Annotated in this window: 27 protein-coding genes; 17 read left to right on the top strand and 10 right to left on the bottom strand. The window is 63.9% G+C overall.

Going from position 1 to position 23,965, the window contains the following annotated elements; translation table 11 throughout:
* Positions 1–61: 61 nt before the first annotated feature.
* The 3 genes from AV059_RS19680 to AV059_RS19670 all read left to right on the top strand — a co-directional run bounded on the left by AV059_RS19680 (position 62) and on the right by AV059_RS19670 (position 4,073).
* Positions 62–1,102 (top strand): hypothetical protein, encoded by a 1,041-nt coding sequence (locus tag AV059_RS19680; RefSeq protein WP_058997266.1) that lies wholly within the window; start codon positions 62–64, stop codon positions 1,100–1,102.
* 49 nt (positions 1,103–1,151) lie between these two features.
* Entirely contained in the window at positions 1,152–2,054 is a 903-nt protein-coding gene (locus tag AV059_RS19675) for a diacylglycerol kinase family protein (RefSeq protein WP_195156685.1), read from the top strand.
* Positions 2,055–2,144: 90 nt separating this feature from the next.
* Positions 2,145–4,073, top strand: coding sequence for an SLC13 family permease (locus AV059_RS19670; RefSeq protein WP_058997262.1), 1,929 nt, complete (start codon positions 2,145–2,147; stop codon positions 4,071–4,073).
* 18 nt (positions 4,074–4,091) lie between these two features.
* Here AV059_RS19670 and AV059_RS19665 read toward each other — a convergent pair whose 3' ends face one another.
* Positions 4,092–4,934 carry a PspA/IM30 family protein gene (locus AV059_RS19665; protein WP_007189024.1) on the bottom strand — a complete coding sequence of 281 codons (843 nt, stop codon included), beginning with the start codon at positions 4,932–4,934 and terminating at the stop codon, positions 4,092–4,094.
* Between the two features lie 60 nt (positions 4,935–4,994).
* Here AV059_RS19665 and AV059_RS19660 point away from each other — a divergent pair, with 60 nt between their 5' ends.
* From AV059_RS19660 to AV059_RS19635, 7 genes are all read left to right on the top strand, one after another.
* Positions 4,995–5,588, top strand: coding sequence for an alpha/beta hydrolase (locus AV059_RS19660; RefSeq protein ID WP_058997261.1), 594 nt, complete (start codon positions 4,995–4,997; stop codon positions 5,586–5,588).
* A gap of 135 nt (positions 5,589–5,723) precedes the next feature.
* Positions 5,724–5,897, top strand: a complete 174-nt coding sequence (locus AV059_RS22565; RefSeq protein ID WP_195156684.1) for a hypothetical protein — start codon at positions 5,724–5,726, stop codon at positions 5,895–5,897.
* Between the two features lie 66 nt (positions 5,898–5,963).
* Entirely contained in the window at positions 5,964–6,155 is a 192-nt protein-coding gene (locus tag AV059_RS19655; RefSeq protein ID WP_011224820.1) for a hypothetical protein, read from the top strand.
* A 77-nt stretch (positions 6,156–6,232) separates the two neighbouring features.
* A complete protein-coding gene (locus AV059_RS19650) occupies positions 6,233–7,894 on the top strand; it encodes a CTP synthase (RefSeq protein WP_058997260.1) in 1,662 nt (553 codons plus the stop codon).
* Complete coding sequence (gene guaA / locus AV059_RS19645; RefSeq protein ID WP_058997259.1) at positions 7,894–8,811, top strand: glutamine-hydrolyzing GMP synthase; 918 nt, start codon at positions 7,894–7,896, stop codon at positions 8,809–8,811. The genes AV059_RS19650 and guaA overlap by 1 nt, the downstream gene beginning before the upstream one ends.
* A complete protein-coding gene (locus tag AV059_RS19640) occupies positions 8,808–9,119 on the top strand; it encodes an NAD-binding protein (RefSeq protein ID WP_058997258.1) in 312 nt (103 codons plus the stop codon). The genes guaA and AV059_RS19640 overlap by 4 nt, the downstream gene beginning before the upstream one ends.
* A gap of 151 nt (positions 9,120–9,270) precedes the next feature.
* Complete coding sequence (locus tag AV059_RS19635) at positions 9,271–10,239, top strand: hypothetical protein (protein ID WP_058997256.1); 969 nt, start codon at positions 9,271–9,273, stop codon at positions 10,237–10,239.
* Between the two features lie 10 nt (positions 10,240–10,249).
* On the opposite strand, the gene AV059_RS19630 is transcribed toward AV059_RS19635, so the two are convergent.
* The 5 genes from AV059_RS19630 to AV059_RS19610 all read right to left on the bottom strand — a co-directional run bounded on the left by AV059_RS19630 (position 10,250) and on the right by AV059_RS19610 (position 15,387).
* Positions 10,250–10,924: an MBL fold metallo-hydrolase gene (locus AV059_RS19630; RefSeq protein WP_058997255.1), complete on the bottom strand. Its 675-nt coding sequence runs from the start codon at positions 10,922–10,924 to the stop codon at positions 10,250–10,252.
* A gap of 69 nt (positions 10,925–10,993) precedes the next feature.
* Entirely contained in the window at positions 10,994–12,106 is a 1,113-nt protein-coding gene (locus tag AV059_RS19625; protein WP_058997254.1) for a glutamate-cysteine ligase family protein, read from the bottom strand.
* Positions 12,107–12,332: 226 nt separating this feature from the next.
* Positions 12,333–13,157, bottom strand: a complete 825-nt coding sequence (locus AV059_RS19620) for an aldo/keto reductase (protein WP_058997253.1) — start codon at positions 13,155–13,157, stop codon at positions 12,333–12,335.
* Positions 13,158–13,237: 80 nt separating this feature from the next.
* Entirely contained in the window at positions 13,238–14,203 is a 966-nt protein-coding gene (locus AV059_RS19615) for a hypothetical protein (protein WP_058997251.1), read from the bottom strand.
* A 206-nt stretch (positions 14,204–14,409) separates the two neighbouring features.
* Positions 14,410–15,387 (bottom strand): MogA/MoaB family molybdenum cofactor biosynthesis protein, encoded by a 978-nt coding sequence (locus tag AV059_RS19610; RefSeq protein ID WP_058997249.1) that lies wholly within the window; start codon positions 15,385–15,387, stop codon positions 14,410–14,412.
* 112 nt (positions 15,388–15,499) lie between these two features.
* Here AV059_RS19610 and AV059_RS22560 point away from each other — a divergent pair, with 112 nt between their 5' ends.
* The 3 genes from AV059_RS22560 (at position 15,500) to AV059_RS19600 (ending at position 17,895) form a co-directional block, all read left to right on the top strand.
* On the top strand, positions 15,500–15,664 hold the full coding sequence (locus AV059_RS22560; protein WP_195156683.1) for a hypothetical protein: 165 nt from the start codon (positions 15,500–15,502) through the stop codon (positions 15,662–15,664).
* A gap of 128 nt (positions 15,665–15,792) precedes the next feature.
* Positions 15,793–16,113, top strand: a complete 321-nt coding sequence (locus AV059_RS19605) for a hypothetical protein (protein WP_058997247.1) — start codon at positions 15,793–15,795, stop codon at positions 16,111–16,113.
* A 42-nt stretch (positions 16,114–16,155) separates the two neighbouring features.
* Entirely contained in the window at positions 16,156–17,895 is a 1,740-nt protein-coding gene (locus tag AV059_RS19600) for a histidine kinase N-terminal 7TM domain-containing protein (RefSeq protein WP_058997245.1), read from the top strand.
* A gap of 10 nt (positions 17,896–17,905) precedes the next feature.
* Here the strand turns inward: AV059_RS19600 and AV059_RS19595 are convergent, their stop codons facing one another.
* From AV059_RS19595 to AV059_RS19585, 3 genes are all read right to left on the bottom strand, one after another.
* Complete coding sequence (locus AV059_RS19595; protein WP_058997243.1) at positions 17,906–18,604, bottom strand: SDR family NAD(P)-dependent oxidoreductase; 699 nt, start codon at positions 18,602–18,604, stop codon at positions 17,906–17,908.
* 125 nt (positions 18,605–18,729) lie between these two features.
* Positions 18,730–19,293 carry an NUDIX domain-containing protein gene (locus tag AV059_RS19590; RefSeq protein WP_058997241.1) on the bottom strand — a complete coding sequence of 188 codons (564 nt, stop codon included), beginning with the start codon at positions 19,291–19,293 and terminating at the stop codon, positions 18,730–18,732.
* A 47-nt stretch (positions 19,294–19,340) separates the two neighbouring features.
* The gene (locus AV059_RS19585; protein WP_058997239.1) at positions 19,341–19,976 is read right to left on the bottom strand and encodes a helix-turn-helix domain-containing protein; all 636 of its coding nucleotides are present in this window, start codon (positions 19,974–19,976) and stop codon (positions 19,341–19,343) included.
* Between the two features lie 193 nt (positions 19,977–20,169).
* Here AV059_RS19585 and AV059_RS19580 point away from each other — a divergent pair, with 193 nt between their 5' ends.
* The 4 genes from AV059_RS19580 to AV059_RS19565 all read left to right on the top strand — a co-directional run bounded on the left by AV059_RS19580 (position 20,170) and on the right by AV059_RS19565 (position 22,789).
* Positions 20,170–20,583 (top strand): SRPBCC family protein, encoded by a 414-nt coding sequence (locus AV059_RS19580; protein WP_228841845.1) that lies wholly within the window; start codon positions 20,170–20,172, stop codon positions 20,581–20,583.
* A gap of 113 nt (positions 20,584–20,696) precedes the next feature.
* Positions 20,697–21,002 carry a CGCGG family rSAM-modified RiPP protein gene (locus tag AV059_RS19575; protein ID WP_058997235.1) on the top strand — a complete coding sequence of 102 codons (306 nt, stop codon included), beginning with the start codon at positions 20,697–20,699 and terminating at the stop codon, positions 21,000–21,002.
* Complete coding sequence (locus AV059_RS19570; RefSeq protein WP_058997232.1) at positions 21,003–22,076, top strand: radical SAM/SPASM domain-containing protein; 1,074 nt, start codon at positions 21,003–21,005, stop codon at positions 22,074–22,076.
* Between the two features lie 65 nt (positions 22,077–22,141).
* Positions 22,142–22,789 (top strand): helix-turn-helix domain-containing protein, encoded by a 648-nt coding sequence (locus tag AV059_RS19565; RefSeq protein WP_058997231.1) that lies wholly within the window; start codon positions 22,142–22,144, stop codon positions 22,787–22,789.
* A 15-nt stretch (positions 22,790–22,804) separates the two neighbouring features.
* Here the strand turns inward: AV059_RS19565 and AV059_RS19560 are convergent, their stop codons facing one another.
* Positions 22,805–23,965 carry a hypothetical protein gene (locus tag AV059_RS19560; RefSeq protein WP_058997229.1) on the bottom strand — a complete coding sequence of 387 codons (1,161 nt, stop codon included), beginning with the start codon at positions 23,963–23,965 and terminating at the stop codon, positions 22,805–22,807.

Below are 23,965 nucleotides of genomic sequence, written 5' to 3'. Positions count from 1 at the left end.
GTGCTGACTCCCGGGATGTGTCGGGCACGTCCTTTTAACCCCGGCGGGCGAGCCGACCTGTATGACCACTGACAGCGGTGAGTCGAGCGACACCATGCGGGGGCGCGCCGCCGGCGATACGCGACTCCTCTGGTTCCTCCTTGATGCGGACCGCTGGCTCGTTACCGCCCTCCTCTCCGGTGTCCTATTTTTTGGGGTTCTCGCAGCCGGACACTTGCACCCCACACCGGCTATGACGCTGCTGACTCGCGGTGACCCGGTCGAAACGCTGTTCCAGGCGCTGATTACGGGGACCATAACCGCAGTAACACTGGTCCTGACACTGAACCAGCTCGTCCTCTCACAGGAACTCGGTGCGGTGGGTGATCAGCGCGAACGGATGGATGGGTCGATGCAGTTCCGCGCCGACGTTGCTGACGCCGTCGACACGCCAGTCAGCCCCGCCGAACCCTCGGCGTTCCTCCGGTCGCTGGTCCGCGGGACCACCGAACGGGCCGAGAATGCCCAGAACGCCGCCGAGGGGGCGGCGCTCGATGACGACCTGTCGGCGTTACTGTCGAACTATCTGGCGGACGTGCGAACCAACGCTGACAGCGTTACCGAGCAGCTCGAAGGCGGAACCTTCGGCGAGTTCGATGTCGTCAAGGCCGCGTTGAACTACAACTACTCCTGGAAGCTGTATGCCGGCCGGCGCATCCGGGAAGCATACGCCGACGAACTCACCGACGAGGTCGACGACTCGCTTGCGGAACTCGTCGAGATGCTCGAACTGTTCGGCCCGGCCCGGGAACACTTCAAAACGCTGTATTTTCAGTGGGAGCTGTCCGCCCTCTCCCGAACATTGCTGTACGTCGCCATCCCGGCGCTTACCGTCGCAATCACCTCGTTGTTGTTCCTCGATGTGCAGGATTTCGTCGGCGTCACAGCCGGCGTCCCCGACGCATTGTGGCTCCTCGCGGTGACGACGACAGCATCCCTGCTTCCGTTCACAGTCCTGATATCGTACATCCTCCGTATTGTCACGATAACCAAACGAACGCTCGCAATCGGCCCGTTCATTCTCCGCGAGACGAACCGGAGTGTCGACGTCGACTGGGAGTGACGCCGGCACATCACCACGGTATAAGTGCTGGTCCGGACTCGCTATGACTATGCAGATTGGTTCGCGTCGGTGTATCCTCAACTCCGTCAGCGGCGACGGCGAGCACGCCGACTACGTTCCGCGGCTGATGAAGGCACGCGGGTTCGAGGTGTACGAAACCGAGGCGGCCGGCGACGCGGTCGAACTCGGCCGCGAGGCCGGGCGGGCCGAGGCCTCTGAGGTCGCCGTCTGTGGCGGCGACGGGACGGTGAACGAGGTCGTCCGTGGGCTCGACGACGTCGGTCACCTCGACTCGGTGACGCTGAGCGTCATCCCGGCCGGGACGGCGAACCTGCTGGCCGGGAACATCGGTGTCACGGACATCGAACACGGCGTCGAAATCGCCGATGTCGGAGAGGCGCGGCCGGTCGACGTGGGTGTCGCCGGCGACGAACCGTTTCTGGTCTCCTGTATCGCCGGCCTCCCCGCTGACGCCAGCGTCTCGACATCAGGCGACCTCAAGGAGCGGTTCGGCACGCTGGCGTTTCTGCTCACTGGCGCACAGGAGGCGCTCCGCTTCGACGGGCTTGACATCACTATCGCGGCTGTCGGCGAGGACGGGCCGTTCACCTGGTCCGGCGAGGCTACCTGCCTGCTGGTGGGCAACGCCCGCAAGTTCGTCGCTGAGGGTGGGCAGGCAAACATGGAAGACGGGCTGCTCGACGTGGCCATCGTCGAACAGATGCCCACGGGAAACCTCGTCGCGGAGGCCATCGGCCAGCGGCTGCTGGCGCTGGATACCGACGGGGTGACTCACGTTCGGGCGGACGAGATTACCGTCGATGGTCACGACGAGGCAATCACATTCAGCCGGGACGGCGAACTCAGTACGCACGAGATGCTGTCGCTGTCGGTGCGTGAGACCACACTGACGCTGCGAGTCGGGCCGGGCTACGAGCCGGACCCGCAGTGAGGCCGGTCGGCTGGCACACCTGTCCGACAGTGGGGTGACCGGTCCGAATGGCCCCTGACGCTTTTGCCGCCATCCATCGAGGGAACTGGTATGCCCTCGCTCTCGATGGGCGCGCTCGTGGTTTTCGCGCTCGTCGCCGCCGCGCTGACGCTGTTTGTCACCGAATGGCTCCCGCCCGACATGACGGCCATCGCCGTCCTCGTTGCGCTGGTCGTGCTGGAACCGTACACCGGCGTCCCGGCGCGGACAGCCATCGAGGGGTTCGCCAGCCCGGCGGTGGTTACTATCGTCGCGATGTACATCCTCAGCGCCGGCGTCGAATCGGCTGGCGTCGTCGACTGGTTGGCCGGACGACTCGCGGCGCTGACCGGTGGCGACGAACGGCGTCTGCTGACTGCCATCGTCGGCACGACGGGCGTCAGCGCGGGCTTTGTCAACAATACGCCCGTGGTTGCCGTCTTCATCCCGCTGGTCACCGGGCTCTCGGAGCGATACGGTATCTCGCCGTCGAACCTGCTACTGCCGCTCTCCTTCGCAGCGATGCTCGGCGGAACGCTCACGCTGGTCGGTACCTCGACAAACCTGCTCGCGAGCGACCTCTCGGCGCAGTTGCTTGACCGGTCGTTCTCGATGTTCACGCTGACGCCTGTCGGTGTCGTCATCCTCGCTGTCGGCGTGGCCTACCTGCTGACGGTTGGTCGGGCGCTCGTCCCCGAACGGGTCCACCCCGCGGCCGACTTCACGGAGGAGTTCGACATGGACCGCCACCTGTCGCAGTTACAGGTGCGGGACTCGTCGCCGCTGGTCGGACTGACGGTGCAGGAGGCGCTGGAAGGCGGCGTCCCAGACGATGTGGTTGAAGCAGTCGTGGACGTGATCGATGCGGGAGAGTCGCTGCCGACCGAGGCCACCGTCGAACAGGTCCTCGCCGCGAGCGACCCACTTGACATCGACGTGCTCCAGATCGACCGCAACGGCGAGTCGTTCTTCGCGACGGCCACAGACCGGCCGCTCGAACCCGGCGACGTGCTGACGGTCCGTGGCAACCGCCAGGCCGTCAACCAACTCGCTCAGACGCTCGACCTTCGGGACCTCGCCCGTGAGTCCGTTACGGCGGACCTTCTGGCGGAGAGCGGCCATCTGGGCGTTCTCGCGGAGGCCGTCATTCACAGGGAGTCCCGGCTCCGCGGGCGAACGCTCGCCGACGTGCAACTGCGCAGTCGGTTCGACGTGACGGTCCTCGCCGTCCGCCGCGGCGACGAGATCATCCACGAGAATCTCGCAGCGGTCGAACTGTCCGCCGGCGACCTGCTCTTGCTCCAGACGCCTCTCGACGAGGTGGGCCACCTGCAGGACGAGGGGTACCTGGTCCTGACTGAGGGCCCCCCGGAACTGTTCGATGCGCTTGAGGGCGGCCCACCCTCGCTTGACGCCGCTGCGGCGGTCCCGCTCGCGACCCTGCTCGCCGTCATCGCGCTCGCAGCGCTGGACCTGCTGCCCATCTATATTGCCGCGCTGGGCGGCGTCGTCGCCACGGTCGCGACCGGCACACTGAGCGCGTCGAGGGCCTACGATGCGGTGAGCTGGAATGTCGTGTTCCTGCTCGCCGGCCTGCTCCCGCTCGGCCAGGCGATGCAGGCCACCGGCGGAGCCGCGTTCGTCGGCGGGCTCCTTGTCGACGCCGCCGGCGTCCTCCCGCCGCTCGCGCTGCTGGCGCTGGTGTACCTGTTGACGGCCGTCCTCGCCAGCGTCATCACCCCGCCCGCGACCGTCGTACTGATGATCCCGATCGCCGTCGCCACCGCCGCCGAGATCGGCGTTTCCGGGTTCCCGTTCCTCGTCGTCGTGACGTTCGCGGTCGCGACGGCCTTCCTGACACCCATCGGGTACCAGACGAACCTGATGGTGTACGGCCCCGGCGGCTATCGCTTCACCGACTTCGCGCGCGTCGGCGGACCGCTACAACTGCTTCTGTGTGCCGTGACGACGCTCTCGGTGTCGGTCGTCTGGCCGCTGTAAAAGTCCCGCGTCGGCGCGTTACTGCTCGTCCTCTTTCAGTTCGTCAAGTTCCGACTCAACCTCGCTCTCGTCGACGTCGACCTGCGTACTCTCGTCGGCGAGTTCCTGTTCCAGCTCGGCCTCGGAGACATCTGCGTCGCTTGATCCGCTGTCGCCGTCCTCGGCTTTCCCCATCTCGGCTTTCAGCGTGTCGAGTTCGGCGTCGACTGACCCTTTCTGTCGGACTTCTTCAAGCTCCCGCTCCAGCGAACTCTCGTCCGATATCTGACTTTCGAGAACACCGTCTTCCCGGAGTTCGTCCATCGCCTGCGAACGAGCTTCCATGTCTTCGGTCCGTTCCTCCGCACGCTCGATAGCCTGATTGATATCCTGCATCTCGTCGCCCGCGCCGGTCATCGCCTCGTTGACGCGCGCCGACGCCTTCGCGGCCTCGTGGCGAGCCTTCATCGTTTCCTTCTTCGTCCGGAACTGCTCGATCTGTTTCTGGAGTTCGTCTTTCTGCTCGACCAGCTGGTCCTGTTGGCTCTGTAAGTCCTGTATCTGGCCTTCCAGATCCTCGATCTGGCTCATCTTCTGCTTTTTCTTTTCCAGCGCCTGGCGGGCGAGGTCCTCGCGGTCCTGCTCAACGGCCTGGCGCGCCTGTTCGTTGTGCTTCTCGACGTTCTCTTCGAGGCGGCGCTTCTGAATTTCCAGTCGCTTCTTTTGGGTCGTCAGGTCCGCGATGCCCTGCTTGACATCTTGCAGTTCGTCACGCAACTGCTCGTAGCTGTAGTCGAGGGTCTCTGTCGGGTCCTCCGCTCGGTTCAGGACGGCGTTGAGCTTAGAGCGGATGACGTACGACGCGCGCGAGAGGATTCCCATGTATGCGCATTGGTCTCTCCAACCTTAAATTTCTTACAGAGGGCTGGCGAGTGAACACGTATGACTACCGTCGGGATCTCGGGTGGGCGAGACGTCACCGCATCGCTTGACCGGCCAGCATCGGACACCGTCGTCGTCGCGTGCCCGCCCCACCCGAAGTACGGTGGCTCCCGGTCTGATAGTCGGCTTACGGCGGTCAGCGACGCGCTCGCCCCCGAAATCGGCTGTCTCCGGTTCGACTACGGCGCGTGGGACGAGGGCCGTGGCGAGCGGGCCGACGCCGAGAACGCGCTGGCGTGGGCCGACGAGCGCTACGACGCAGTCGGCCTGTTTGGCTACAGTTTCGGCGCGGCTGTGGCGCTCTGTGCGGCCGCCGAGGCCGATAGCGACGCCGGTCCAGCGGTCCTGTCAGTGCTTGCGCCGCCCGCCAGCCTGACTGAGAATCTCGATGCGGCCGCTGCGCTTGATGCCATCGACTGCCCGGTACAGGTCGTGGTCGGGGAGCGCGATGCGACAGTCGACTGGGAGCCGGTCGTTGACCGGGCTACCGAGCTGGGCCAGACGGTTGAGCGCCTGCCAGCCGACCACCATTTCGTCGGGCAGAGCGGCCGTATCGGCGAGACGGTTGGGCCGTTTCTCCGCGACCACCTGTAGCTGCTGGGAACCCGGTGTTCAGAGTCCGCGGTCGATTCCTGTCGCCGGTTCAGCGCCCAGTGAAAATGTAGCTCAGGCACCACACCTGCTGGTCAGTATCGAAAGACAGAGGCGCTGCCGGCTCGACTCCATACTATGAACCGCCCGCTCTCGTTTGCTGCCGTGTCATTTCTCGCCACGCTGGTGACGCTGTTAGTGCTGATGCAGACGGCACTCGTCGCGGGCGGGCCGCTCCGGGCACTCGTGCTCGCCTCGGTTGGTGCCATCGGGACGTACTTCGCCATCCGGTCCGGCGTCCTCAAGCCCTGACCGTCGCCGAACCTGCCCACCAATACCGAAGATACATTTATACTATATAACAATAAATAATGTTGTATGTCAACGCGAACCAGGGCGGCGGTGTCTCACTCGACGCGGCACGGCGTCGTCTCGCTTCTGGGCGGGTTCATCGCCGGGTACCTGTTGTTTATCGCCATCGGCTCTAGTCCCAGTGATGCGGTGTTTTCGGCGCTGTCACTTGCCGCGCTCGTGGCTGCGTGGCGCGTCCTCACGCAGCCCTCACTGTAGCCGCGTTGACACTGCGACGGGGTGGCGAACAGTGCGCGCTCCGAAACCGTTTAGACTACGCGGGGTTCACCGTCGGTATGCCGACCGAACCCGAAACGGACTACGACCCGGAACTGGGTCGGAAGTTCATCTTCGTCACCGGTGGCGTGATGTCTGGCCTGGGGAAAGGCATCACTGCCGCCAGCACAGGTAGATTACTCAAAAACGCCGGGTTCGACGTTACAGCGGTCAAAATTGACCCGTATCTGAACGTCGACGCCGGTACGATGAACCCCTTCCAGCACGGCGAGGTGTACGTGCTCAAAGACGGCGGGGAGGTCGACCTCGACCTGGGGAACTACGAGCGGTTCCTCGACATCGACATGACCTTCGACCACAACGTTACCACGGGGAAGACCTACCAGCACGTCATCGAGAAGGAGCGGTCCGGCGACTACCTCGGTCGTACGGTCCAGATTATCCCGCATATCACCGACGACATCAAGCGCCGTATCCGCGAGGCTGCCGAGGGCAACGACGTCTGTATCATCGAAGTCGGCGGCACGGTCGGGGACATCGAAGGGATGCCGTATCTCGAAGCGCTCCGGCAGTTCGCCCACGAAGAGGACGAGGACGATATTCTCTTTACCCACGTCACGCTCGTCCCATACTCGAAAAACGGCGAGCAAAAGACCAAGCCGACCCAACACTCCGTGAAGGAACTGCGCTCTATCGGTCTTCAGCCCGACATTCTGGTCGGCCGCTGCTCGGACAAACTCGATATCGACACCAAAGAGAAGATCGGGTTGTTCTGTGACGTGCCGACGGAAGCCGTCTTCTCGAACCCCGATGTCGACGACATCTACCATGTCCCGCTGATGGTCGAGGAGGAAGGACTCGACCAGTACGTGATGGAAGAACTCGACATCGCCTCGGAGGCACTGCCCGAAGACGAGCGGGAGAACCGCTGGCGCGACCTCGTCACCCAGAACACCGAAGGCGAGGTCGAAGTTGCGCTCGTCGGCAAGTACGACCTCGAAGACGCCTACATGTCCGTCCACGAGGCGCTGAAACACGCCGGCCTTGAGAAAAACGTCGACGTGAACGTCCGGTGGGTCAACTCCGAGAAGATGAATGACCACCATGCTGACCGGATGCGCGAGGCCGATGCTATCGTCGTGCCGGGCGGCTTCGGTGCCCGCGGCACGGAGGGTAAAATCGAGGCGATCCGGTACGCCCGCGAGAACGACATTCCGTTCCTCGGCCTGTGTCTCGGCTTCCAGATGGCTGTCGTCGAGTACGCCCGCAACGTGCTGGATCTGGACGACGCCCACTCGGCGGAACTGGAGGAGGACACACCACACCCCGTCATCGACATCCTCCCCGAGCAGTACGAGATTGAGGATATGGGCGGGACGATGCGACTGGGGGCCCACGAGACCGAAATCGACGCGAACACGCTCGCCGCGACGCTGTACGGCGGCGAGTCCTGTACGGAGCGGCACCGCCACCGCTACGAGGTCAACCCCGAGTACATCGACGACCTCGAAGCCGCCGGGATGAAGTTCTCCGGCTACGCCGAAAACCGTATGGAGATACTCGAACTCGGACCCGAGGACCACCCATACTTCATCGGGACGCAGTTCCATCCGGAGTTCCGCTCCCGACCGACGCGTGCCAGCCCGCCCTTCGTCGGCCTGCTTGAGGCCGTGCTCGGAGACGACCCCCACACTGTGACGACTGAGGAGGTGAGCCACTGATGGTGAACGTCGACGAGTTCATCGAGGAGGCGAAAGCCGAAATCGCCGAGCAGATCGGGGACAAGCACGCCGTCATCGGGCTCTCCGGCGGCGTCGACTCCTCGACGGCCGCCGCGCTGGCCTACGAGGCTATCGGCGACCAGCTCACCGCCGTCTACGTCGACACCGGGCTGATGCGGAAAGGCGAGACCGACGAGATCCGCGAGACGTTCGATTACATGGACTCGCTGCGCATCGTCGAGGCACAGGACCGCTTCCTCGACGAACTCGAAGGCGAAACCGACCCCGAGGAGAAGCGCCACATCATCGGCGAGCAGTTCATCCGGGAGTTCGAGACAGTCGCCCGCGAGGTCGACGCCGACTACCTCGTGCAGGGGACTATCTACCCCGACCGCATCGAAAGCGAGGGGACGATCAAGTCCCACCACAACGTCGGCGGCCTCCCCGAGCGCATTGACTTCGACGGTATCGTCGAGCCGATGCGGGACCTCTACAAGGACGAGGTCCGCGAAGTCGCCCGCGCGCTCGACCTCGAAGAGATCATCTCCGAGCGGATGCCGTTCCCCGGTCCGGGACTCGCCGTCCGTATCATCGGCGAGGTCACTGAGGAGAAACTGGAGGTGGCCCGCGAGGCCAACCACGTCGTCGAGGAGGAACTGGAGGAGTACGAGCCGTGGCAGGCGCTGGCCGCCGTCATCGGCAAGGCCACGGGCGTCAAGGGCGACAACCGCGTCCACGGCTGGGTCGTCGCCGTTCGCTCCGTCGAGAGCCGGGACGGCATGACCGCCCGCGCACAGGAACTCGACTGGGACACGCTCCAGCGCATGCAGTCGCGCATCACCGGGGCGCACGAGAACGTCGCCCGCGTCGTCTACGACGTGACCCACAAACCGCCGGCGACAATCGAGTACGAATGAACGTCGTTCTCGTCGGCTCGGACCCCAACGGACTCACGGACGCGCTCGAAGCCGAAGGACACACTGTGACGGTCGCTGACGTAGGCAACCGCCCCGGGCTGGAGGAGGCCGGCATCCACGAGGCGGACGTGTACCTGCTGACTGAGATGTCACAGGCCACCTCGATCGCTGTTGCGAAGGATCTCGCCCCCGACCTCCGGATCGTCGTCTACGCAGAGGGCTCCCTGCCCGACTTCGCCAGCCGACAGACGGACCTCGTCGTCGACCCGGACTTGCTCGGCTCCGACGCGGTCGCCGAGGAACTGTAGGATAGCCCGGTCTTTTCGTGTCTATGACGTCCACCTAGCAGTACCAACAGCCGGTCCGGTTGCACACTCTTGCTGTTGAAGAAGAGATAATTTAATACATTCTTCGACGGATTTAATAGGAAGATTAAGAGAGTAGATACCGGATACACCTATGCTAGCGATTCAGGCCGTCACGGAACGACCGCTTTTGCTGCAAGCGAACGTCACTGAGCGCATTATCGCGTTTCTGACAACACTCGTCGCCGACGGCGTATCGGCCGTCGGGACGATACTGATTGCGACAGTCATCCTCGCCATCGGTTACGGGGTCGGCGCGTACCTCGACGACGCGGTGTACGACTGGACGCTCGAACGCGGGCTCGACGACCGCGCCGAGGAAACGCCGGTGTCGGTCGTCACAGCGGAGTCGGATCCGGTCGCGTCCGCAGCAGGTCTGCTCGCCCGATATCTCGTCTATCTGGTCGCTGTTCTTGCGGCGGTCAGAACGCTGAACATCAGCGAGCTCCGGACGCTCGCCGCGACGCTGTTTGGGTACGTTCCGAACATCGTCGCCGCCGCAGTGTTCTTGGTTGTCGGATTCGGTCTCGGCCGACTGCTGGGCACACTCGTCCCCGGCCTCGTCTCCCGGCCCGGTCTCACGGAGAAGTTCCCGGAAACGCACCTCGGACAACTGCTCGACGCTGGCAGCGGTACCGTTGGCAGAGTGGCTGGTCTAGTCGTCGAGTACTACGTCTACGCGGCGGCCGTCTACGTCGCTGCGGCGACGCTCACTCTCGCTCCCGTCGCGGCCCTGCTTCGTGATGGATTGGCCTACGCGCCGACCTTCGTCGGTGCTCTCGTCGTCCTCGTTCTGGGGGCACTAGTTGCTGACCACGTCGGCGACGTGGTCACGTCGGTCGATGCTGCCGAAGAGTGGGTCTCGAAGCCGCTTCTCTCGGGAACGCTGCAGGCGCTCGTCTACCTGTTTACCGCCGTTATCGCGCTCAACCTCGCGGGCGTCGACTCGCTGCTGCTCGCCGTGTTGTTGCTCGCGGTCGTGTTCCCTGTCGGGATCGGGTTCGCGCTGGCGGTCGGGCTGGGCGGCCAAGACTTCGTGGCTGGCCGGCTCAGTAGCGACTAAGCCAGCCGTTTCACAGCGTCGCTGCCAGCTCACTGAGTTTTGCGGAACCCTCTTCCTCGAAGGGGACGCCGTGGCCCGGGACAGCGATCTCAAACCGCGGTGCGCGCTCGACGAACTCACTGATACTCTGCGTGACGGCGGCGGTATCGTAACTCAACAGCCACGGCGAGGGCTCGAAGCGGCCGCCGTCCTCACGGACGAGGTCGCCCAGCAGTCCCAGCGATAGCGACTCGCTGACGTAGCAGACGTGCCCCGGCGTGTGTCCAGGGGTGTGATACGCGGTGAAACTGCCAACGGTATCGCCGTCAGCCAAGGGGACGACATCGTTGTCCGGCGCGTCCAGAAACGGTGAGACGAGTCGCTGGAACGCACCTTTGTGGTTTCCCAGCGGCGGCGACCGCTCACCGGTGACCAGCGGTGCGTCCCGCTTGCCGACGTAGATGGGCACGTCGATGCCGTCGAAGGCCGTCAGTCCGCCGACGTGGTCGAGATCGAAGTGTGTGAGGAGGATTCGGTCAAGATCCCGGAGTTCGTAGCCGGCCTCGCTCAGGCCGGCGATGAGCCCGTTGCCGTGCCAGGGCAGCCCCGTGTCCACGAGCGTGAGTGCGCCGTCGTCGTCAACGAGCGTCGCGTTGACGCCCGTGAGATCGTACCACCAGACATCATCGTCGAGCGCCGTTACCATAGCGCGGGATTGGTGTGGCGATTCCTAAACCCTTGGTCACCACTCCGTCTCGGCGAGCCGACTCCGGTTCTAATCGAGTGCGACCGGCGCAGCCTGTCGCACATCGTCCTGAAGTCGGTCAGCGTGTTCGAGCCGAATCTCGCGAGCATCGTGAGGTGTGACCGGTTCTGGTCTGTCGAACGTCGGCGCGACCGGTTCGTACGCGTCCACGTCGAATCCCATCCGGTCGAGATACGACCGAACGCTATCGCAGGTGGCCCCGTCCCGGATAGCGTCGTTCGCGTACGAAAGGACAGCGTCGAACTCCGGGAGCACGATTTCGTCGTCGGTAACGCGGCCCGTTTCGCCCTGGATACGTACTTCGGTTTCCCTGAGGTGGTCCATGAGAGACGCAACAGCATCGGCGAGTTGCAGGACCTGACTCGGGAGTGCAGCGTCGGGCGACCGCCACTCGACGGTGCCGAACTCGGCCCGAAGCTGGACCGGCGTCCAGATCGTGCTTTCGGGCTCGAAGTTCGCTGCGACAGTCCGGCGGTCGACACCAGCGTCAACAGCCGCGGTCACGAACTCATCGTAGCGCCGTTCGAGCCGGCGGTCCCACTCTGCAGTGCCGTCGAGATACGACCACAGCCAGCCCTGGTGTGGCACTGAGTTGTACGCCATCCAGCGGTACAGCTTCGAGCGCGCACTGTCGGCCAGCCGCCGGCCACGGAAGTACGGCGAGGATGAGACGAGCGCTAGCGCGGGGTCAATGGCAATCAGCGCGTTCAACTGGTCGATTTCCCGCCCCGACTGCTGTTCGACATGGATGTGCGTGCCGGCACAGTGGCGGACGTACTCGAAATCGTCGCCGACGACACAGTTTTGAATCCGGGTCCGGTCACACGGAATCTCCTGAATCTCGTCAGCGTTGACTGGGGTCGAAAGCGGCACGAGCCCTTTCCCGAGGTCGTCGGCCCGTCGCAGCACAGACCCGAGCCGGTCAAGGAGTTCCTTGCGCAGTTCTGTCGCTGTCTCACACGGGGTCGTCTTGACTTCCAGCAGGGGCTCGACGAACTCCCGCTCTGCCCCAGGGGTTGCGTCGACGAGCGCGCCCGGTTCGACCAGCCGGCCCACGTCGTCGATGACCCAGTACTCCACTTCGATGCTCCGTCGTATCGGATCGGATTCGTGTACTGACACAGTGGCCTCGCTGTGGGTTCAGCGGTGTGTTCCCGCGCCGAAATACAGTGGTAACACACCACACAAAAGCTGCGGCCAGACGGCTTATCATAGTTGTGTGATTAGTAATATTTGCCACACCAAGCGACACGATTACTGGGGTAACTGCTATAAAATACACCATACGTGCCACGAAATGCGGAATACTCTCCTATCCAGAGATCGTTGGTTCGAAACGGAACACCGCTCAGAACGGCAACTGCGACCGGACGAACTGCACGCCGGTCTTGACCTTCGACGGGTCCCGAATCCGTTCCATCTCCGCGTCTGTGAGTTCGAAATCGAAGACTGCCAGGTTCGCTTCGAGGTGTTCGCGGCTGGATGCCTTCGGAATCGCGGCCACACCGTCCTGCTGGAGGAGCCACCGGAGCGCGACCTGCGCCGGGGATTTCCCGTATTTGTTTCCGATCTGGACGAGCGCGGGGTCGTCAAGGACGCCGCCGCGGGCCAGCGGGCTATACGCGGTCAGGAGCACGTCGTGGATGCGACAGTAATCCAGCAGTTTCCGCTGGTCCCAGTAGGGGTGGTACTGGACCTGATCGGTGAAGATAGGGGCCGAAGAAATGTCCCGCGCCCTGTCCAGCAGCGACGGCGAGAAGTTGCTGACGCCGATGTGGCGGACCAGCCCCTCCTCGACGAGGTCGTTCATCGCCCCGAGCGTCTCCGACAGCGACGCCATCCACGGGGTGTTCGGCCAGTGGATGAGCAGGAGGTCCAGATAGTCTGTTCCCAGTTTGTTCAGGCTCTCTCGTGTCGACCGGCGGACGCTGCGCTCGTCGCGATTGGACCCGTCGAGCTTTGTCGTCAGAAACACGTCCTCGCGGTCGACTGTGGCGGCCTCTATCCCCAGCCCGACCTGCCGCTCGTTGCCGTAGGCCTGTGCTGTGTCGATGTGGCGATAGCCCATCTCCAGGGCCGTCTCGACAGTTTCGCGGCAGGTCTGGCCAGTGAGCTGCCACGTTCCGAGGCCAAGTGCGGGGACCGACGTCCCCTGAACCTGAATGTCGTCCATGTACGGTGTTGGAGGGGGCCGGTGAAAAGTCAGTGGCTCCGATGTGTCGCGGCCTCGAACCAGCCAGCGCTACTGTGGCGTCACTTCTCGAAGATTGTTCCGCCTGAACCGACTGCGATGTCGGTGCCGCCGCGGACGACGGCCGTCAGGTTCTCGCCGGCGGGGGTCTCCTCCTGTGTCCAGTCGCCACCACCGAGGGCGTACACCTTGCCGCCGCCACCGACCGTGTAACCGGTGCTGTCGTCGTCGGTGACCTCGATATCGCGCAAACCGGCGTCGCCTGTGTCGGTCGGCGTCCATTCAGAGCCGTTCCAGTGGAACACCATACCGCCACCGCCGGAGACCCACACGTCGTCCGGGCCGTCGGAGTCGACGCCGTAGAAGTTTACGTTGGCGTCGGCGAGGCCGATCTTGTCCCACGTCGACCCGTCATCGGTGACGAAGACGCTCTTGTTGCCGTCGACGATATGGCCCGAGCGGACCCCGTGGAAGTCGACAGCGTTGATGGCTGACCCGGACCCGGGCGTGGTGTAGTCCCACGTCTCACTCGCGCCGTTCTCGAAGCTGTAGTACATCTTGCCGGAGTCGCCGGCGACGTAGACGTTTGCCTCGCCAGCGGTGCCGGTGACGGACACGTCGTTGAAGTTGTTGGTGACATCCATCGGCGCGCTGTGGTCGGTAAGCACGCCCGACTCCACGTCGTACTCGCCGATAGCCCCCGAGGCCCCGACGAACCAGAGGACCTTGCCGTCGTCGGTCACGTCGGCCCCGTAGAGACTGTTCCCATTGCCGGTTGGGCCGCCGCCGATGACCTTCCGCCAGCCCGTGCTGGTTCGTTCGAGGACGATACCGCCACCCGCCACCGCGTACGCGCCGGTGGCCGTGTATTCGACGTCGTGGAGGGTGTTCCCGGTCGGGGACTCGACGGACTCCCAGGGACCGGTCGCCGCAGCCGTCCCGGAGAGGGCCGCCCCACCCAGTGCAGCCGCAGCCGTCGCGCCGATACCCTTGAGTACGCCGCGTCGTGTCGCGTTGCGATCGGACATGGCATCAGGTCCTGTGGACTGTCTCCACTTCAATGGGGGACGCAGTTAACGACCTTTCACGGCGATTTAACCGTTTAAACGACCGATATTCGGGAGGATACCCCGTCCGCCGTAGAAAAATTGACGGCCCGGAACGAACCGGCAAATATCACGTTAAGTCGGGTAAACGGACACAAGACTGATACCACGAGTCCGCCGGCTGTGGGTCAGGACAGTTCAGCGACGAGCGACGGGGCTTGCGCCGCGATGATCTCGTCGATAGCGACACGGGCCGCCGCTGGGTCCGCGGGCAGGCAAAACACCGGGGTCCCGTCGGCGATCCCGGCCGTCGCGCGGACAGCGATGACACCGGTACCCTGCTGTTCGAAGAGGAGGCTCCGGTACACTTCCTCGAATCCCGGCAGGGCCTTTTCGAACAGCGGGTGGACCGCTTCGAGCGTCTGCTCCGATGGAGCGATACCAAGGCCACCGGCAGTGACGACGACCGCCACGTCGTCGCGCCCGACCAGCCTGTCGACGGCCCCTTGAATGCCGTCGTAGTCTCCCCGCAGGCGCTCGCGGGCCGTGACCGTCTGCCCGGTCGCTTCGAGTGCTGTCTCCACTGCCTCGCCCGTCGGGTCGCCTTCCGCTGTCGCCGTCCCGACCGTGACGACGGCGGCGGCAACCGACTGCTCCTGCGACGCGTCGGCCTGGGCTACTGCCTGCGCTGTCGTCTCATCCGTCGCCTGAACCGCCGCTTCCTGCGGTGTATCCGCCGGTTCGGTCGGTGCCTGTGGCTCAGAGAGAGGGTCCTGGTGGGGGGCCTCATCAGGCTCCTGTGTCGCCTTATCAACTCCCCCAGTGTTCTGTGTTTCATCCGCTGGCTGGCTGTCTGTACTTTGGTTCGCCGCCTCGTCGATTCGTTGTGTAGCAGAGCCGTCGGTTTCGGACTCCGATGTGTGTCCGTCACTACCCTCCGCAGTATCATCCGTTGCAGGAGTCTCTGTGCTGTCAGCCTCACCTGCTGCTATATCGTCGTTTTCCGCCGCTCTGTCGGTCGCTTCGGTGGGCTCCGAACTGGCGGCCTCGGTATCAGTATCGACTGCCGCGGATTCCTCGTCGTCCCCCGTCTCGCCCTCGTCTGTCTCGTCGTCTTCCCCGTCAGTCGGACCCCGGCGTGTGTCACGGGACTGGAAATCCACCATACTTCTCCATCGGTTGCGGTGGATAAATACCCTGACGACCGTTTGCAGGACTGTAATACATATAATATCTGAAACCGACAGTATTAAAATATAGCAATAGGAAATAAAATGTATGGTTGGGAGCTACCACGTCGTCTGCCATGAGTGTGCGTTTGAGGGACTCTACGAAGACTCGTCGGTCGCGGAGGGACAGCGGGACGCACACGTTTCCGACAGCGGCCACCGGATGAGCCTGCGTGACATCTCAAGCCAGGAAGCCCCCGGTCTGTCGCAGTAGCGGGACCGTTAGCGTTTTGCACACGCTTGCCTGACTCCGAGATATGCAGCCACGTTGTTCTGTCGGTATTACTGGAGGTGGGCCCATCGTGACACACCGTTCGAGCGGGCGCGACGGGGTGCGTGCTGATGGCTGACGACGAGTCTGGCTACGTCCACCGCTCTGACACAGAGCCACAGTCCACGGATGCGTCGCGTGCGGACCGTGAGATGGGCACGGAAGCCGCCGACGGCCCCGAGTTCGGGACGAGCGGCTGGATTCTCGTCGGGATGATCGGCGTGGCGTTCCTCCTCGTTCCCGGCGCAATTTTGCTCTTGCCGTCCGCACAGGTTGTCATCCGTAGCTTCGGACTCACGCTTTGGGATGCCTATCTCACGCTCCCGCTCGTTCCGGCGTTCGTCCTCGGTGCGCTCGCGGTGTGGTCCGCGGTTCGCTCGCAGTCGGGGTGACCGAGAATAATTATATCAGGGACGCCTTTGCTAGGCTACTGAATGGTCCTGTCGCCGCTTACTGTCGTTTTATTGTCGGGTGTCGTCGGAATGGGCGTCGCCTTTCTCGTGTGGCTCCACCGGGACCGGCCGGGGGCAGGACCGCTGGCAGTGTTCGTCGTCGCGGCGAGTCTCTGGGCTGTTGCGTACGGTATCGAACTCGCTGTGCCGGGGCTATCCACCATGGAGCGACTCGTCCAGGTACAGCTGACGCTCTCAGTAATCATCCCCGTCGCGTGGCTCGTGACGGTTATCGAGTACACGGGGCACCCACACTGGCTCACGCAACGCCGAACAGCGCTGTTGCTCGTCGAACCGGCGGTGTTTGTCACGCTCGTGTGGTCGAACCATGCCCACGAACTCATCTGGTCCGGCCGCGAAACCCAATTCGTCTCAGCATCGTCGGTGACGCTCGTTCCCGCGTTCGAAGTCATGTACTGGGGTCACATATCGTATATATTGCTGTTAATCCTTGCCGGCGGGGTCCTCCTGTTCCGGATGCTGTTCCGGTCGAACCAGGTCTTTCAGGGTCAAGGGCTCGCGCTGCTGCTCGCCATCACCGTCCCGACAGTCATCCAGACGCTGTTTGTGCTTGATGTGGTTCCAACCACGTTTAATCCGACAAGCCTTGGGTACGTCGCGTCGGGGGCCGTCCTCTCGGTCGCCATCCTCCGCGGGCAACTACTTGATGTGGCACCGGTGACCCGGGAACTGGGTCGGGAAGCTATCTTCACGGAAATGGACGACCTCGTCATCATTGTCGACGACGAACGCCGTATCGTTGACGTCAATGCGGCCGCCACGGCGCTGTTCGACGGTGACCAGAACACGCTTCTGGGCCGTTCGCTACCGCAGGCGTCACCGACACTCGCCGAAACAGTCCCCGGCCCGGGTGAGCGAACGCAGACCGAGACGGCCCTCGAACGCGACGGCAGTGTCCGGTACTACGACGTGCGCGTGATACCGCTGTACCGCGCGTACGGCGTTGTTTCGGGCCATCTTATCAGCCTTCGTGATATCACAGGCCGCCGGCAGCGTGAACAGCGGCTAGATGTGCTCAACCGCTTGCTCCGTCACGATATCCGAAACGAGATGAACGTCGTCAAGGGGAACGCGGACTTGCTCAGGGATACGGCCGATGCCGACGAACGCGAGCGACTCAACCGTATTATGAGCACAGTCGACGACATCGTCGACCGCAGCAACAAGATCGGCCGAGTCACCGAAGCTCTGGAGACCGAACAGCACAGCCCGACAGCGCTTCAGCAGCTGCTAGAATCGGTTGTGAGCGATGCCCGGGACCGCCACCCTGACGTGGCGATCTCGCTCACCTGCGAGAATGACATCTGGATACGGGGCGGTCCGTCGGTCCTCATCGCGCTGGAGGAGCTGGTCGAGAACGCTGTCGAACATCAAGCGACCGATGCGGGGCCAGTTGCGGTCGAAATCACGGCGACACGGGCCGATGGAACGCCGGGTGTCCATGTGGCCGTTCACGACAACGGTCCCGGTATCACCGACCACGAGCGCGAGGTTATCCGCTCGGGAACCGAAACGCCGCTCAAACACGGCTCCGGTGTCGGGCTCTGGCTCGTCAACTGGATCGTTCGGAACCTCGGCGGCCGGATGTCGTTTCCCGACACGGACGAGCCGGGAACGACTGTGGAGCTGCAACTGCCGGCGGCTGAGCCAGCCCACGCAACGGACGAGCCCGCGGCAGTCCACAGCGAGAACGCTGATTGATCCCGGCTGCCTACCACTCGATTTCAGCCTTGTCGCGCCAGAACCGCCCGCTCGGCGCGTCGGGTTGGAAGCGAGCGAGCCACACTGGCGTCTCAGCCCCTTTTTCGGGCGTTCGTGGGGCACTCCCTTCGGTCATGTCCGTCTGGACGTAGCCCGGACACACCGAGTTGGCGACGAGACCGTCGGCCGCGTACTCGCCGTCGAGGTACTTCGTCAGCCCGTTGACGCCGGTCTTCGAGATGCGGTAGGCCGGTGTGCCGCCCGATTGGCTCTCGGTGATGGCGCCCAGCCCAGAGGCCATGGTGACGACGCGGCCGCCCGCCTCAGCCAGCAACAGCGGGAGGGCGTACTTCGTCATGAGCACCGCTCCTCGGAGGTTCGTGTCGAGGGTGTGGTCGATAACGTCGGTCGGCATCTCGTCCAGCGGTTCCCGTGAGTCCATCACGCCGGCGTTGTTGACCAGCACGTCGAGCCGGCCCTGCTCGCGCTCGATGCGGTCCACCGCGGCGACCATCCCGTCGTCGTTGGTCACATCGAGTTCGATAGCGTGTCGGTCCGTAGCCCCGATGTCGTCGGTATCGCGAGCGCCGGCGTACACCGTCGCGTCGAGGTCGACCAGCCCGTCGGCGATTGCCTTCCCGATGCCCCGCGTAGCGCCGGTGACGAGTACGACTTGTCCGTCGAGAGAGTCGTACAGCGGAACGTCCATACCCGGCGTTAGGCGGCGGGGCCGAAAAGGAAACGGGTCGGGGTGGCGTCACTGCAATGCCTGCAGACTGCGCTGCTAGTGACTCCCCGAGCGCCGGCGTACACCGTCGCGTCGAGGCGTCGGCGTTACCGTTCTTCGTCCCGGCGCATCGCGATCTCGAACCAGGGGCAGAGGCGGAGCTGACGGTAGTACTCGGGGTGTTCCCGGAGTCGCTCGTAGGGGACCCACATGAGGCCGTCGACCTCCTCGGGGTTCGGTTCCAGCGAGGTGTCGTGGAGTGTGGCCTGCAGGACCGCACAGACTTCCCATTCGAGACCGGCGTTCTCGTAGTAGCGTTTGTACTCGAACCGGTCGGTCACGCGGAGGTTCTGGTACTGCGAGGGGTCGATGCCCAGTTCCTCTTCGAGTCGCACCTCGGTGGCTTCGACCTGCGTCTGGCCCTCGACAGGGTGGGAGGCGACGGTGCCGTCCCAGTGTGTATCCCAGAGGCGTTTGTTCGACGCGCGCTGGGCGAGCAGAATCCGGTCGTTCTCGTCGAACAGCAGGGCAGTGAACGCGCGGTGGCGAACACCCTCGCCGGTGTGGGCATCGAGCCGATTGACCAGCCCCTCCGCGTTGTCGTCGGCGTCCACCGCGATAATCTCTTGTCGGGCGTTTTCGTGCGTCTCGTCAACCGCGTCGGAACTCATATGTCGTACCTCTCTCAGAGGCGCGTATTACGCGCTTCGACTTACCCTCACCGCGCGGGGAGGTCCGAGACGAACTGTTTCAGGATCTGCTCCTCCGCGCGGTGGAGGGTTTCACTGCAGGTCGACTTCGCGATACCGACGCGGTCCGCCAGTTCCGTCAGCGAGCACTCCCGCGGCGTGTCGTAGTAGCCCGCGTCGATGGCCTCCTGTACCAGTTCCAGTTGGCTCTCGGTGAGCACCTGCTCGGTTTCGAGGTGTTGCTGGATACGGTCGACGCTGAAGGAGATGCCGAACTCCTCCAGTTGCTCGCCGAGTTCGGAGAGTCGCTCCTGTGGCGCTGATATCTCCCAGACAGCCTCGCCGTTGGACAGGGTAAACGGCATCTCAAGCGGGACACCCGAGCCCTGCACCGGGAAGAGCAGGAGTGGCATCGAAGTCTCGAACTGCACCAGTGCGCTGTCGTCCCGGTGAGAGAGTATCTCAAGAGTCGTGACCGACTCGCGATTTTCGATATCACGGAGAACCGCTGGGAGGTCGTCCGATGTGATCTCCGCTAACCCGACACCGGAGTCCTCGCCTGGGAGCGCAGACAGGATGCGAAACGTCGCGTCGTCGTACGCTCGTGAGACGTCGCCGATCCAGATTTCATCCGGAATCGTGAGCGTGAGTTCAGCGTGTGGCATTGGTGTATCCGAATATATTCGCCCAACCCCCGCGGCGATATTCCCGAACATGTTCGTTTAGTTTGGGTGAGAATAAGAAACTTGGGGCGTACTGTCACACGCTGTCAACACGAGGCTAAGCCGGTCAAAACCACAGCGTCGAACATCTCCGGGTATGGCGAACGCTTATTCCGCCGGCCACTGGCCGTCTGGTATGGAGCGCGTCTCACTGACTCGGACGGTCCCGGCCGATCCAGAAACAGTCACTGCCCTCATAACTAATGTGGAGCCGTTTATGCTTGCGGCAGGGTTCGATGAGGTGACACTCGACGGCGACGACCTCGGCATCACGAACCGCGTCGGACTCTTTGAAATCGAACTGGACCTCGAAATCGTGGAGACCGACGCAGTGCTGCGGTACGAGCAACGGCAGGGCATCTTCGAGTCGATGATGACAGAATACACGGTCGAGGCCGTCGAGGGAGGGACCGAAGTCACGGCGACGACGGAGTACAGCGCGCTCGACCTCCCGGTGCTCGGCGAGATGATCGATTCGACCGTTATCTCGCGACAGCGCAAGAAGGAACTGAACAAGCAGTTCGACTGGCTCGTCGAACAGGTGACGTAGCACTACGTGTGATTGGGGCTGTTCGGACGAATTCCTCTCCGCAATCCGTTGTGTATAATGGCCCGAACATCTTCGGGAGAGGACCGAGGGACGCCCGCCGTCAACCGGTACATATGAGCCATTCCCACGAGGACGTGCCGCCGGTGACAACCGAGGTTCACGACAACTCCTGGTCGGCGAACCTGGAGACGCCCGCACACGCCGAGGACCCCGACGTGGTCGTCGAACAGGCCATCGACGCCGTCGAGATGACGACGGCTGGGAACCACGTCAATCTGGTGAGCCACGCCGACCACGGCCACCCGGAAACCTATCTGTTCGACGCGCTGGAGGAAGCATTCGGTGATACGATCACAACGGAGTACGTCCAGCAGTGTGGCTGTGGGGGCCACGTCACCCGCGTCCACAGGGAGGCATAGATGCGCGGGAAACTCGATCTCGACGAGCAGCCGCTGGTGCTGATCTGGGAGGTGACCCAGGCCTGCGAACTGGCGTGCAAGCACTGCCGGGCCGACGCACAGCCGCGCCGCCATCCCGACGAGCTCTCGACGGCGGAGGGGAAGGCGCTGCTGGACCAGGCCCGCGACTTCGGTGACGGCCAGCTGGTCGTCCTCTCTGGTGGCGACCCGCTCGCCCGCGAGGACCTCCCGGAACTCGTCGACTACGGGACCGAGCAGGGACTTCGGATGACGCTGACCCCCAGCGGGACGAACTCCATCACGCGAGACCGACTGATCGAACTCGACGACGCCGGACTCCGGCGGCTGGCCCTGTCCATCGACGGCGGCGACAGCGAGTCTCACGATACCTTCCGGGGCGAATCCGGGAGCTTCGAGGCGACGATGGAGGCCGCCGAGGCGGCTCGTGACCTCGACATTCCACTGCAGATCAACACTACCGTCTGTGCTGAGACGGTTGAGCAACTGCCGGCTATCCGGGACCTCGTTGCGGACCTCGACGCGGTGCTGTGGTCGGTATTTTTCCTCGTTCCGGTCGGCCGCGGGCGAGTGTTGACGCCGATTGATCCCGAGCGAGCGGAGCGCGTGCTGTCGTGGCTCCACGAGGTCAGCGACGAGGCCCCGTTCGGCCTCAAGACGACTGAAGCGCCCCACTACCGGCGCGTCGCGATGCAGAATCAGGAGGAGGGGGCCAGCGGGCTCAAACGCCGGATGGGCATTCGCGCTGGCAAGGGATTCGCCTTCGTGAGCCACACCGGCGAGGTGTTCCCCTCCGGATTCTTGCCGAAATCGGCGGGCAGTGTCCGCGAGGAAAGCGTCGTGGACATCTACCGGGAGTCATCCCTGTTCCAGCAACTCAGGGATGATGACGCGCTGACGGGCAAATGCGGGGCCTGTCGATACCGAACAGTCTGTGGCGGCAGCCGGTCGCGGGCGTATGCGACGACAGGGGACCCACTGGCTGCGGACCCGCTGTGTGACTACCAGCCGGATGGGTTCGAGGGATCGGTTCCCGATCAGCACCCAGCAGATTGAGGGGGTTTTTCACTCCGTGGGAACGCGCCTCGCCCGTTTTGTAATGTGGTCTCACAGTAACTTATATGAGCGACTCCGGCATTAGAGTGGAGCTGTCGGTCGACACCCCTGGAGCCTGTCCGGTGGCGAGCGTCTCGGACGAGGCGGGCGCGGCCGTGACCGACGTCGCCCGAAGCAGCCCAGATGCAGACGGGCAAGTCATCGAAGAGTTCACCGCGACGGGCACTGACGAGGGAGCAATCGAGGCCCGGGAGGACATGGACAAGGTGTTCGCGACGGGTAACGGGGCCCGCTACCAGTTCTCCCGGTCGCGAACTGAGTGCGTCTGCGAGGCGGTCGAAACATACGACTGTCCGGTCGCGGATATCCGCGCCGAGGGCGGTCAGCTCCACTTGACCTTCCACGCTCCCGATGTCGACCGGGTGCGCGCTATCGTGACACGGCTGAAGGAACTGTACGACGGCGTCTCGCTCCGATCGATGCGGCGGAACGGCGACGTTGACCCGGTGGACTCGATTCTCGTCGACCGAAGTAAACTCACCGACCGGCAGCAGGAGGTGCTCGAAACCGCTGTCGAAATGGGGTACTTCGAGTATCCGAAAGGGGCCAACGCCGGCGACGTGGCGTCGGAACTGGACATCTCCGTCTCGACGTTCGCGGAACACCTTGCCGCGGCCCAGACGAAACTGCTCGACAGCATCATCGCGGAGTAGGCCACGCCGTCGCTACTACTGCCATCGACGAGCGAACGCCGCCAACAGGAGATACGTATAGAGGAGTGCGCCGAGGGCGCCACCCGCTGTGCCGACCGATCTTATCCAGCCGAACCGACCGATGAGACCGAGTAGCTGAATGCCGATCCCACCACCGAGCAGTCCAATCGTTACCAGCGCCGTCCGGTCATCAGCGTAGGGCCAGACGCCGACGGCCGGCGGATAGAACTGGAACGCCGCCCCGACCACAGTGAGACCGAGAAAGCCCGCCAGCATCGCCCGATAGTGTGCGCTGACCAGCGCCGGGCTCCGTCCAGTTACGGCGAGAGCCAGCCCGAGTCCGATACCGACGACTCCGGCTACGACCGCTACCAGCACCGCGTAGAATCCGACGCGGCGGCGCTCCGACCGCAGGAACAGGACCAGATACGACAGCGTGAATCCCGCGACTGCGACAGCTTCGACGATGCCACCGGTGAGGAGGAGTCTCCGGTCGAACAGCCCGAATCCCAGCAGCGCGGGACCGACAGCGCCGGCAGCGACGACGACCACGACGACCGGTTGCGGTACTTCAGCGACCAAGAACCGGGGAAACAGCCGGAAGCCGACGCCGAAGACGAACAGCGCGGCTGTCCCTGCGGCGAGTAAGTGCGACAGTTGCTGTGGGAGTACTGACCCAAAGCCAGCAGTGGTCGCGAGCGCGCCACCCGCGGCGAGTGTGAGGTAGCAGAGCGCTATCGGGACTGCGACGTTGGCAGTTCGGTCGACCGGCTCCCGATGGGCGTTCGCACCGCCGGTCCCCGTCGCAGCGCCGGTGACATTGTCACGAACCGTCCACCCCAGCGTCCCGAGAAACACCGCGACGCCGCCGACCCAGAGCGCAGTCCCGACTGGCCGGAGCCACGGTGGACCGAGCGGTGTAAGCGCCAGCCCTGTTGTGCCGAGGACGGACAGCGGGAACTGGACGGCAGGCCCCAGTTCCCACGCGAGGTCCCGATCGAAGTACGACGGCACGAGCGCGTAGGCCTTCCCGAACAGGACGTGCAGGACGAACCCGTACAGGCCGAGCGTGACGACCATGCGGCGGGGCGCGGCGACCGCCATTGCGGCGTGGAAGCTGACGAAAAACAGCGCGCTGACGGTGACGAACCACCGTGAGACGCGCTCGGGACGCAT

Source organism: Haloarcula sp. CBA1127 (assembly GCF_001485575.1).
In the GTDB taxonomy this organism is placed as follows: Archaea; Halobacteriota; Halobacteria; order Halobacteriales; family Haloarculaceae; genus Haloarcula.
This window is presented reverse-complemented; position numbering and strand designations above follow the sequence as displayed.